13 protein-coding genes are annotated in these 10,182 nt (G+C 48.2%); 5 read left to right on the plus strand and 8 right to left on the minus strand.

From position 1 onward, the window contains the following. Positions 1-65: 65 nt before the first annotated feature. On the minus strand, positions 66-419 hold the full coding sequence (locus A3842_RS05045; protein WP_074084451.1) for a VOC family protein: 354 nt from the start codon (positions 417-419) through the stop codon (positions 66-68). A 151-nt stretch (positions 420-570) separates the two neighbouring features. On the opposite strand from A3842_RS05045, the gene A3842_RS05050 reads away from it, so the two are divergent. Next, the gene (locus A3842_RS05050; RefSeq protein ID WP_074100661.1) at positions 571-1,401 is read left to right on the plus strand and encodes a potassium transporter TrkG; all 831 of its coding nucleotides are present in this window, start codon (positions 571-573) and stop codon (positions 1,399-1,401) included. A gap of 96 nt (positions 1,402-1,497) precedes the next feature. Here A3842_RS05050 and A3842_RS05055 read toward each other — a convergent pair whose 3' ends face one another. Continuing rightward, entirely contained in the window at positions 1,498-1,785 is a 288-nt protein-coding gene (locus A3842_RS05055; RefSeq protein ID WP_074084580.1) for a hypothetical protein, read from the minus strand. A 155-nt stretch (positions 1,786-1,940) separates the two neighbouring features. Here A3842_RS05055 and A3842_RS05060 point away from each other — a divergent pair, with 155 nt between their 5' ends. The 3 genes from A3842_RS05060 to A3842_RS32365 all read left to right on the plus strand — a co-directional run bounded on the left by A3842_RS05060 (position 1,941) and on the right by A3842_RS32365 (position 4,841). Then, entirely contained in the window at positions 1,941-3,173 is a 1,233-nt protein-coding gene (locus A3842_RS05060) for an aminopeptidase (RefSeq protein ID WP_074100662.1), read from the plus strand. 37 nt (positions 3,174-3,210) lie between these two features. After that, positions 3,211-4,440 carry an aminopeptidase gene (locus tag A3842_RS05065; protein ID WP_074100663.1) on the plus strand — a complete coding sequence of 410 codons (1,230 nt, stop codon included), beginning with the start codon at positions 3,211-3,213 and terminating at the stop codon, positions 4,438-4,440. A 227-nt stretch (positions 4,441-4,667) separates the two neighbouring features. Then, positions 4,668-4,841: a hypothetical protein gene (locus tag A3842_RS32365; protein ID WP_167374775.1), complete on the plus strand. Its 174-nt coding sequence runs from the start codon at positions 4,668-4,670 to the stop codon at positions 4,839-4,841. A gap of 99 nt (positions 4,842-4,940) precedes the next feature. On the opposite strand, the gene A3842_RS05070 is transcribed toward A3842_RS32365, so the two are convergent. From A3842_RS05070 to A3842_RS05080, 3 genes are read right to left on the minus strand one after another with little or no spacing between them, the layout of a single operon-like run. Continuing rightward, positions 4,941-5,630: an AlkZ-related protein gene (locus tag A3842_RS05070; RefSeq protein WP_143186162.1), complete on the minus strand. Its 690-nt coding sequence runs from the start codon at positions 5,628-5,630 to the stop codon at positions 4,941-4,943. A 43-nt stretch (positions 5,631-5,673) separates the two neighbouring features. After that, positions 5,674-6,249: a TetR/AcrR family transcriptional regulator gene (locus A3842_RS05075; protein ID WP_074084455.1), complete on the minus strand. Its 576-nt coding sequence runs from the start codon at positions 6,247-6,249 to the stop codon at positions 5,674-5,676. Position 6,250: 1 nt separating this feature from the next. Next, entirely contained in the window at positions 6,251-6,970 is a 720-nt protein-coding gene (locus A3842_RS05080) for an MBL fold metallo-hydrolase (protein ID WP_074100664.1), read from the minus strand. A 197-nt stretch (positions 6,971-7,167) separates the two neighbouring features. Here A3842_RS05080 and A3842_RS05085 point away from each other — a divergent pair, with 197 nt between their 5' ends. Beyond that, positions 7,168-8,184 carry an alpha/beta fold hydrolase gene (locus tag A3842_RS05085; protein ID WP_074100665.1) on the plus strand — a complete coding sequence of 339 codons (1,017 nt, stop codon included), beginning with the start codon at positions 7,168-7,170 and terminating at the stop codon, positions 8,182-8,184. On the opposite strand, the gene A3842_RS05090 is transcribed toward A3842_RS05085, so the two are convergent. From A3842_RS05090 to A3842_RS05100, 3 genes are all read right to left on the minus strand, one after another. Further along, positions 8,179-8,976, minus strand: coding sequence for a hypothetical protein (locus A3842_RS05090; protein ID WP_074100667.1), 798 nt, complete (start codon positions 8,974-8,976; stop codon positions 8,179-8,181). The genes A3842_RS05085 and A3842_RS05090 overlap by 6 nt on opposite strands. Positions 8,977-9,112: 136 nt before the next feature. After that, positions 9,113-9,496, minus strand: coding sequence for a DUF6773 family protein (locus A3842_RS05095; RefSeq protein ID WP_074100666.1), 384 nt, complete (start codon positions 9,494-9,496; stop codon positions 9,113-9,115). Next, positions 9,493-9,684 (minus strand): helix-turn-helix transcriptional regulator, encoded by a 192-nt coding sequence (locus tag A3842_RS05100; protein ID WP_074100668.1) that lies wholly within the window; start codon positions 9,682-9,684, stop codon positions 9,493-9,495. The genes A3842_RS05095 and A3842_RS05100 overlap by 4 nt, the downstream gene beginning before the upstream one ends. Positions 9,685-10,182 lie beyond the last annotated feature (498 nt).

Below are 10,182 nucleotides of genomic sequence, written 5' to 3' on the forward strand. Positions count from 1 at the left end.
GTTATATATTTAATGTTATTAATCTTTTATATGATTTAATGCCATTAATTATTTTCTGGCTTCTCTTAACATCGGCATATCATTAGTATGTTCCCATCCGGGTCCTTGAAATTGAACCAGTGATCATGCTCGATGTCAGTCAGCAGCTCTGCTCCGGATTCCTTGACAAAATCATAGGCCGCATCAATATCCTCAGTGTTCAGGTGGAAGGAAGGAACCTTCAGTACGGCTTCGGTTGTGAAAATTCTGCTGTCCAGCACAATACCGGGTCCTTGCATTGGAACCACGTACAAATGATTGAACAGCACTTCGCCGTCAAGGGGAAGCCCCAGTAAATTGCAATACCAGTTTTTTGACCGTTCAATATCACTTACCGGAATAAAAACAGCGCCAATCTGATTCAGAATCGGACTTGTCACAGCCAGTATGCCTCCTCTATAAAACTTCTAATATATTTGGACCTCTTAACCATTTCGATAAAATATGCCAATTCCCTCCCCCTTTAGAGGATGGATATGAAGATATGGTATAATCTTGTCAAATTATCTTCAGACGTCAGGAGAACATCTATTGACCATCGTACCTTTTAGACATCAAACGCTGACACCACCCAAAATATTATCCCTGGGATTCATACTGCTGATCGCAGCCGGAACGATCCTTCTGAGCCTCCCGGCGGCTTCCACCGGAGTGAGAATTTCTATAATTGATGCTTTGTTCATGGCGACCTCAGCAACCTGTGTAACGGGCCTTGCCGTCCTTTCGGCTTCAGCCGTTGTAATTCTGGGCGGAGCCATTGTCTTTTTTGGGCTGGAGTTGAACAACGCCCTAAGGCCGCTGCATCCCGGGGGCAAAATGATGGCCTCTTTCCTTCAGGCGATTACCCCGCGCTCTGGCGGTGTTACAACCATCGAGATTCCGCTTCTGCGGGAATCCACCCAGTTCCTAATGGTCCTTCTCATGTTCATCGGTGCGGCTCCAGGCTCCACCGGCGGGGGGATCAAGATCACTACCTTCGCTATCCTCGTCAGTACAGTTTATGCCAAGATCCGGGATAAGGAAGGTATTGTCATTTTCCGCCACCGCCTCTCCAAAGAAAATGTATATCGGGCAATTACTCTGTCCCTACTCTCGCTCATGCTCGTTGTTGCCGCCACGATGCTGTTGTCGGTCACCGAAAGCGCTGATTTCTTGACTGTGCTCTTCGAGGCTGTCTCCGCATTTGGCACCTCTGGCATCACCATGGGGCTTACACCTGAGCTTACAACGATAGGCAAGCTACTGGTGATTGTTCTGATGTTCGCCGGCCGGACAGGCCCGTTGACGCTGGCTTACGCCCTCAAGCCTAAGAACAGCAAAGAGCTCTACCGCTATCCCGAAGGCAATATCACGATTGGCTGATACGAGCAGAAACCGCTTCATCCAGCTTCTTATTCACAACAAAAATGCGACCCTTTAACGACATCACTCATGCCATTAAGGGTCGCATTTACTTTTTCACTCTTCCTCAGCTTCTTCCGGAATCTCCTGGGTATCCAGTGCAGCATCCAGCAGCAGATTGTAGACATCGTCATCATTTTCAAGCAGCGCATCGGTTTCCAGGAACTGCTCCTCACTTCCCGGCTCACCGGCAAAGCTCAGACTGTAATCCCATTCCGTGCCGCGTTTGCTGAAAAATGTGATCTCATAAGGGGAACTGTGATTTTCAAGTGTAAAGACCGTTCTCCCTACGAAGCTTCGATCCTCTTCGCGTTTCATTTCTGCTTTTAGTATTTCCACGTTCATGTTCGTTTCTTCCCTTCATCATGTCCTAACTTCTCCTTAGTATATCATGAGATGAGAGCATTTCCCTACCTAATGTAAGCCAATTGACTTTTTTCATCCGGCGGTTAATAATTTAATACTAAAGACTAAATCAATCGAAATTGGAGGGAATTGCAATGACCCCACTGGAAACTCAGCTCAGTAAATATGCGGATTTGGCGGTTCAAATTGGAGTTAATGTTCAGCCCGGACAAATCCTCGTCGTGAGTGCGCCAATCTCGGCCGCAGAATTCGTTCGTATGATTACGGCCAAGGCATATGCCATCGGCGCAAGCCAGGTAAAAGTCAACTGGAGTGACGAGTTCATCACCCGCCAGCAATTCGAGCATGCCGCACCGGAAGTGTTCACGAAGGCACCTACATGGTTCGCCGGAGAAATGACCGAGTTCGCTGAGAATGGAGCAGCTTTTCTTCATGTCATCGCAGAGGACCCCGACGCTCTCAAAGGCATTGATCCGGAGCGGATTGCGAACTTCCAGAAAACCCGCGGAGCGGCACTGACCAAATACCGTGAAATGCAAATGTCCGACAAAGTCAGCTGGAGCATTGTTGCCATCCCGTCGCAGCCATGGGCAGATAAAGTATTCCCTGACGTTCCGGCAGAACAACGCATCAGCAAGCTTTGGGATGCAATTTTCCACACTGTGCGCCTGGACCGTGAAGATCCGGTAGCGGCCTGGCAGGAGCATTTGGATACACTTGAACAAAAGGCCAATGTCCTGAACGCCAAAAAATACAAAAGTCTTCATTACATAGCACCTGGCACAGACCTTAGCATCGAGCTGCCTGAAGGCCATCTGTGGGCTCAAGGAGACAGCATCAATGCCAAAGGTCATTCTTTTGTCGCCAATATGCCAACCGAAGAAGTATTCACAGCCCCACTCAAAACCGGCGTCAACGGAACTGTAAGAAGCACGAAACCGCTTAGCTACGGCGGGAACATCATCGATGACTTCTCTATTACCTTTGAGCAAGGCCGGATCGTTAATGTAAAAGCTGAAAAAGGCCAGGAAGCACTGGAATATCTTATTGGACTGGATGAAGGGGCGAAATATCTCGGCGAAGTTGCACTGGTCCCTCATAAATCTCCAATATCCGAATCCAACATCCTGTATTTCAATACTTTGTTCGATGAGAATGCCTCTAACCATCTGGCCATCGGCACGGCTTATGCCTTCTGTCTTGAAGGCGGTAAGGATATGAACCAGGAAGAATTGATTGAAAGAGGCTTGAATACAAGTGTTACCCATGTCGATTTTATGATCGGTTCTCCTGAGATGGACATTTACGGCATTACTGCTGATGGCACCAAGGAGCCGGTATTCCTGAAGGGAAACTGGGCGTTCTAACTGAAACGGAACAGAGAGATTGAGGGGAGCGGGAATTATGCTGAGTTTCAAGCAAAAGCTGGAGAACTACGCACTGCTGGCAGTAAAAATCGGAATTAACATTCAACCGGGGCAGACCCTTGTGGTCAACGCTGACATTGCTTCTGCTGAACTGGTGCGCCTGGTTGTGCGTCAAGCCTATGAAGCCGGGGCAAAGCTGGTCAAAGTGAATTATACGGATGAGCTTGTCACCCGGACAAGGTATGAGCTAGCCCCTTCCGAAAGCTTCCTCGAACCGCCAAAATGGCAGGCAGATGAGCTGGAAGATCTGGCACGCGGCGGAGCGGCTTTCCTGTCGATCGTTTCAACAAATCCGGATTTGCTGAACGGGATAGATCCCGTTCGAATCGCCGACAATCAGCGCACCGCAGGTCAAGCCATGGTCCCTTACCGTGAACTGCTGATGGGTAACCATGTCAGCTGGAGCCTGGTGGCTTACCCTTCTCCTGTCTGGGCAGCCAAAGTATTCCCGGACGCTCCGCCAGAGCAGCAGGTAGAACTGTTGTGGGATGCTATCTTCAAAGCAGTCAGAGCAGACCAGGAGAATCCGGTTGAAGCCTGGAGCCTCCACCTGGGGGGCCTGAAGCAGCGCTGTGATATTCTAAATGCGAAGAGATACCGCAAGCTGCACTACACCGCCCCGGGCACGGATCTGACTCTTGAACTGCCTGAAGGCCATATCTGGTGCCAAGCCGGAGCTGTGAACGGTCGCGGAGTTCCTTTTCTCGCTAACATTCCAACAGAAGAGGTATTTACAGCTACGCTTAAGACAGGGGCGAACGGCAAGGTCAGCAGCACCAAACCGCTGAGCTACAGCGGCAAGATTATTGACCGGTTCACCCTCACACTTGAAAACGGGAAAGTTACAGACTTCACAGCCGAGGAAGGTCAGGAAGCGCTGGCGTCTTTGTTGGCGATGGATGAAGGCTCGGCTTATTTTGGCGAAGTTGCCCTGGTGCCCTACCACTCTCCTATCTCGGAAAGCGGTATTCTGTATTACACTACGCTCTACGATGAAAATGCTTCCTGTCATCTGGCTATAGGTGCAGCTTATGCCTTCACCCTGGAGCAAGGGACGACAATGAGCAAAGAAGAACTGACAGAGCACGGGATGAACCAGAGCCTGACACATGTAGATTTCATGATGGGATCTGCAGAGATGAATATCGATGGAATCACGGATGAAGGTATTGCTGAACCTATCTTCCGCAACGGAAATTGGGCTTAATTCAAACTTCTCGATAGCTTGACATTTCCATTACAACACAAAACACCCTGGAGTTTCTCTTATAAAAGAGGGCTTCAGGGTGTTTTTTTGCCTAACCAGCTAGTTTTAATCCTATAAATAGTCCAATTTTGAAGTTTTGTTCAAAATATATTCACAATATTGTTGAATTTATTTCACAATTATGTCACAATACAGTTAAGGATTCTATTTCCAAGGAGGTTGTCCCGATGAAAGAATCATTGTCCCATGACATGGAAACGGCTGAAGTTGACCGCACCGAAGTCAAAGCTCCAGTCGACCCGAGCATCGTTGCTTCCAATGCCATCAAGTACACGGCTTATGTCATGCTGTTTTTTGGGTTCCTATATTTTCTGATTGCTTACCTGGCCCCCATGCTGTAAGAAGCTGATTAATTATATATGCTCCATAGAAAACGCTTACGGCTGATACCTTCCTTTAGGGGAAAGAATCAGCCGTTTCTATTTCTATTTCTATTTCTATTACCAGGACAATACTTTCCCGAGCCATTTAACAGCACCGGGATGCCATTCCTGTTCCATACGCGATCGCAGCCACGTCACTGCTTCTTCCCTAGTACCTTTAAATGCCGGTATCTTATAATCCGCCATCCAGTGGCTTACCGTTTCAAATGAAGTGCTGTTCCACCCATTTTTCTCTCCAGCCGCATTATGTCGCTCCTTAACTCCTGAAATGACAATATCCAATGTGCCTTGCAGTTCCGTAACGGCATTGTCAAATGCAGTTTTCTTCTCCTTTGCCTTCATATCCGCCAGCGTACGGAGTTCACGTGTCTCAATCCCCTGATTATCGCGAATGATCTGTAGCAAGGTTAATGCTTCCCTGCTGCACAGTCCGCTATCGTAGCGTTCCTCCAAGGAAAGCTGGCTACCCGCAGCCGCCGTGTAAGCCGGGAACCATTCACTGGAGACCAGGACTGCCTTTTTCCGAATGAACTTTCCATATGCAGCCACACCCTCGCCGGGGAAACGGGCACGCCAGGACCATGGATCCAGCTCCGTATCCGAATGCCAATTCTCAGCTAGGGTCAATCCGGTCACGGAAGGATGCTCCGGGAGGAGTGAGGCCAGCGGCAGGATGCCCAGCTTGCCAATAACCTCTTTCATTTCCTCATAAGTCGTGACTATTCCTTGCTCTTCCACTCTGCCCACGAATGTTTCCTCCTTAAATTCAACTCGTTACCCTTGTCCTGATCTACTCTCTTAAGCTCATGCTTCGGATACCAGCAATGAATGTGCTAATCAGCCGGTTTAAGCTGACGTTGGTATCCAGAGGCATGCCAAATCCTCCCTTGTTCTCCAAGGCAGCGAATCCGTGCAGCAAGCTCCGCCAGCCCCGGACCGCATGCAATTCTCCCTCAGCGCCAAGCTCATAGCCGGACAGCACTTCAATAATTAATGACAGTACCTGTTCGCTCGCTTTCTTCAGCTCCGGATTTCCTTCCTCTGGCGCCCGCAGCGTGGTCTCATACAGTCCGGGATGCTGCCTCGCAAAGCCAATATAAGCTTGTCCCATGGCGTGTACAGCTGCATCCCCCTTCAGTCCAACCGAAGCAGCAGACATTGCGGCATACAGCAATTCAAGGCCGTGTACAGCAAGCAATGAACGCAGACCCTGAAGTCCGTTAATGTGATTATACAACGACGGTGAACGTACGCCCAGCTTGGCTGCGAGCGCAGCCAAGGTCACTTCTTCTATTCCTTGCTCATCGGCAATTTCCGCAGCTGCCAGCACTAATGTATGTGTGTCCAATCCAGCTCTGGGTGACATTTCAGTTCCCTCCTTTCTTCTGCATTTCTTCGGCTTGTTTAATCGCGAACTTCATTTGTTCGATCGGTGCCTTAAGCAGATTTCCGTGTCCTACTGCTAGAAGCTTCGGTGAAAGTCTAAGTAGTTTCATCGCGCTTTCCAGTGCTTTGGCTTTATTCCAAGTAGCCATTGCAGGGAAAGGAAACAACGGTACAACCGTTCCTGATACAGCTGTTCTACGAAAGGTCTGAAAAGCATCGCCAACCACAAGAGCGCCGGTACGCTGATCCAGGTAAGACATCGAACCCGGTGTATGGCCCGGTGTCGAAATAGCTGTTAACGAGCCTATAGCATCGCCCTCCCGCAACAGGATATCCGGCACGGTGGTGATTTTAGCCGGAACACTGCCTTTTATTGGCGTCTGCAGTTCGTCAGCCCTCAAAGATCGGTCGCCCCTAAGCAAGGCCGAATCTCTTTCAGAAATATACACTAGCGCTGCCGGAAGCCGCTTCTTCAGTTCATCCAACGCTCCAACATGATCACCATGGGCATGTGTCAGTATGATGCGATTAACCGGTTTATTCAGCTTAGTAGCCGTGTCCATAATGCCCTGCACACTGAACGGCATCGCAGCATCAATTAACGTCAGTCCATCCTCTTCTTCTATAAGATAACAATTCACAGGAAAGAATCTGGGCATCCAGGTTAACTGCAGCAAATGGCCTTCTTGAGTTAATCTCATAAGAACCCCTCCAAAACTAATGTTATTAGTTATAATATAAACTAATGTCATTAGTTTATCAAGTGTTTATGCTCAAACATGGAGGATAACTTTTTCTTCTATATTAGGAATATAAAGTCTACTTTTTCAAAACCATATGTGGTATCATTCACTTTATATAATACAAGTGTATTAAATAAAGGAGGCGTGCTGCCATTATGAACCGATTCAAATCTGGGAAAAGTACAGCAAAAAGCTCAGGAAAAAGGCTGCTGCTGTTTGTTTTATCTGCAATAATCCTCCTGATAGGTTCAGGATTTTTGTACGAATCCATAGCTTCGAATATGGCTAAAAAGCAATATCCGCCACCAGGAAAACTGGTAGAAGCCGGTGGCTTCAAACTGCACCTAAACAAACAAGGTTCCGGGGGTCCTACTATTATTCTCGAAGCGGGAAGCGGCGAGACCAGCTTATCGTGGAGGAATATCCCTGAAGAGCTGGCTAAGATCGCAACTGTGGTCAGTTATGACCGGGCTGGTTATGCATGGAGCGAGTCATCCCCCAATGAGCGAACCGGAGCTAATATCGTCCGAGAGCTGCATGACGCGCTTATGAACGAAGGTTTACCCGGCCCTTATCTGGTTGTTGGCCATTCCCTTGGCGGAATGTACGCTCGTCTCTTCACTGAGACCTACAGGGATGATGTCGTGGGTCTCGTACTGGTGGATGCCAGACCGGAGAATGATGAACGGGAGACAGCATCTATTCTAAAAGCAGAGAACTTCGCCGGGAATCCATCAGCTGCCGTGCTCACCATATTGAAGCGTTCTGGAATTATGCGGTTGTTCCAGAACAGCCTTTTGGCAGGTATGGTTGCGAAGGAAGATCGGGGTGAATTCATTAATGTCATATCTACACCAAGCTATTTTGCCGCCAAAGAGCAAGAAGGCGCCTTGGCAAGTTCAACCGAGGATGCTATCCGCGGGCAAACCTTCGGCGCTCTTCCGGTGCGTATCATTGCCCGGGGGCTTCCGCAGGACTATGCTTCATTCGGATTTTCCGAAGCAGGCGGTAAGCAGCTCGAAGCGATCTGGCAAGCCGGACAGCGCAGCATGCTGAACCTCTCCACAGACAGTGAACTCACCATTGCTAAACAAAGCGGCCATATGATTATTCATGATCAGCCGGAGCTAGTCATCGAGACGATACGCAGCTTGCTCTCTTTGTCTTTATAGCATAGTGCCAAAATAAAATTCCAGCTTCTCCCGCGAGATCCTGTCCTCACCCCGCCAGTTGGCAACAGAGATAAAATCACTATCTCCGCCACACCCCAGCCGGGGCTCTTCCTGCGGCACCAATATTCCCGCAAAACCCCAAATCTCCATAAGCACATCGCGTTCCTGCTTACTTGAGGGGAACAGGTCTTTCCAGCGCTTTTCCAGTTTACGTGCCGTATCACCAGGATCACACTCTTCCACTGCTTCTATCAGGCGTCTGAGGATTTCCGAATCTGCTCTGCTAATGCTGAGTTCTTCTTCTCTACTTAGGAGTTCAAGATCCAGCCAGCAATACAAAAGCTGGTTAAGACGGACCCCGCCCCATTTAACCCTTTCAAAGTTAAGCACATTCAGGTCTGCATTTATATAGTTCTTGTCGGACATGATTTTACCCGCGTTACAATCTCCACAGCAACTATAACTGGCTCTCTCCAACGGGTGCTGTTCATAGGTATGAAGTGCCAAGCCGGAAGTCAGTGCCCAGCTGGACAAAGCACTCCGTAAATGAACTTTCCGCGAAGACAGGCTATGTACAAAAGCTGTCGCTACCCGTTCTTTGGTGACGGCGCTATCATGAAGCTCCCGAATCCGGCGCTCACATTCGTCATGTGTAATCGTAACCGGATCAAACATCAGTCCATGGCTTTTGGCATATTCAAAATCTTCACCAGTGTATACAGCTGGAGCACTCTTCCAGCCAGCCGAAGACCAAAAGGTTGTCTGTAGAACTTTCTTGGCTCTTTTGTCCATATTCATGCATCCCTCCATCTGATTTATACGATTCAAGAAAGCATTATGCATTGGATTCAGTCCAGGGGTTTATCAGCATTTTGGGTTGATCTACTCATCATCGGTCTCTGTATCCAGTTGATGCCAAAGAAAAATATCATACCCCAGCCAATGCGCTTGCCACATTTTTGAACAAATCTGTCGTTCCGCTTTCCAGCAGATCATAGCTGATCATCAGGACCGTCCAGACGGTTGCCCCTATGGCACCGCTCAGCAGATTTGCTTTCTTGAACTTCTGCTTCTCTCCGGCTCTGCCCGAAAGTAGGTAGAGACCACTACGAATCCCCTTAACCGTAATATAGAGGCAGGCTGCCATCAGAATAAGAAATACATCCAACCAGTACTTTATATCCCACTGCAGAATAAATACCTTTACCATTATGCTGATCAACAGCCCCACAAGCACAATCAGAAAGCCGTGTGAATTCAGCTTTTGATTCTCGGCTGTAAGGCGTTCATCTTTGTAACCACTATTCTTCATGCTTCTTCCTCCCAGAAAATATCATTTAAGGTTCGCCCCAATACCTTGCAGATGGCAATACATAGCCGGATGGACGGATTATATTTGCCGGCCTCAATCAGCCCGATTGTCTGTCTCGTGACCCCTACCGCTTCCGCAAGCTGCTCCTGGGACAGATCCTTCTGAATCCGCGCCAGCTTCAGCTTCATATTCTTCTGCTCGCCCACCTGTCCCCCTCCTGAATCATTATAGAATGGTAATATTGTAATCTATAAACGTCATCATGTACATTATATATTGCATCATGCATGTTATTATACAAAAAGGCATCCCGCAGGATGCCCGAAAAGAAGCACTGGAATGATGACGATGCTATAGGCACGAAAGTATAATCCTAGCGTTTCCAGATATCTTTACATGGATTGGTCTTCCATATCGTGCCGATTCCCCACTCCCACGCTGCAGCTGGAAATTCTGCATCAATATGGAGACAGGAACCAGAACCGCTATGTTTTGTGTGTTCTGTGGGTCCTTGTAAGTATCAATGGGCTGTTGGAAAATGTACATTGTTTCGAGGGAACTAATCGCCAAGATGGTAGCTCTGGTCGCTGTTGTCGCTCTTGGCGTACCCTGTGGATAGGCTCCCTTTAGATTGAACGTATCCGGGTAAAAGTCATTGTATATATTGACCTTAATATAATTAATGT

The organism is Paenibacillus sp. P3E (assembly GCF_001909045.1).
In the GTDB taxonomy this organism is placed as follows: domain Bacteria; phylum Bacillota; class Bacilli; order Paenibacillales; family Paenibacillaceae; genus Paenibacillus_AQ; species Paenibacillus_AQ helianthi.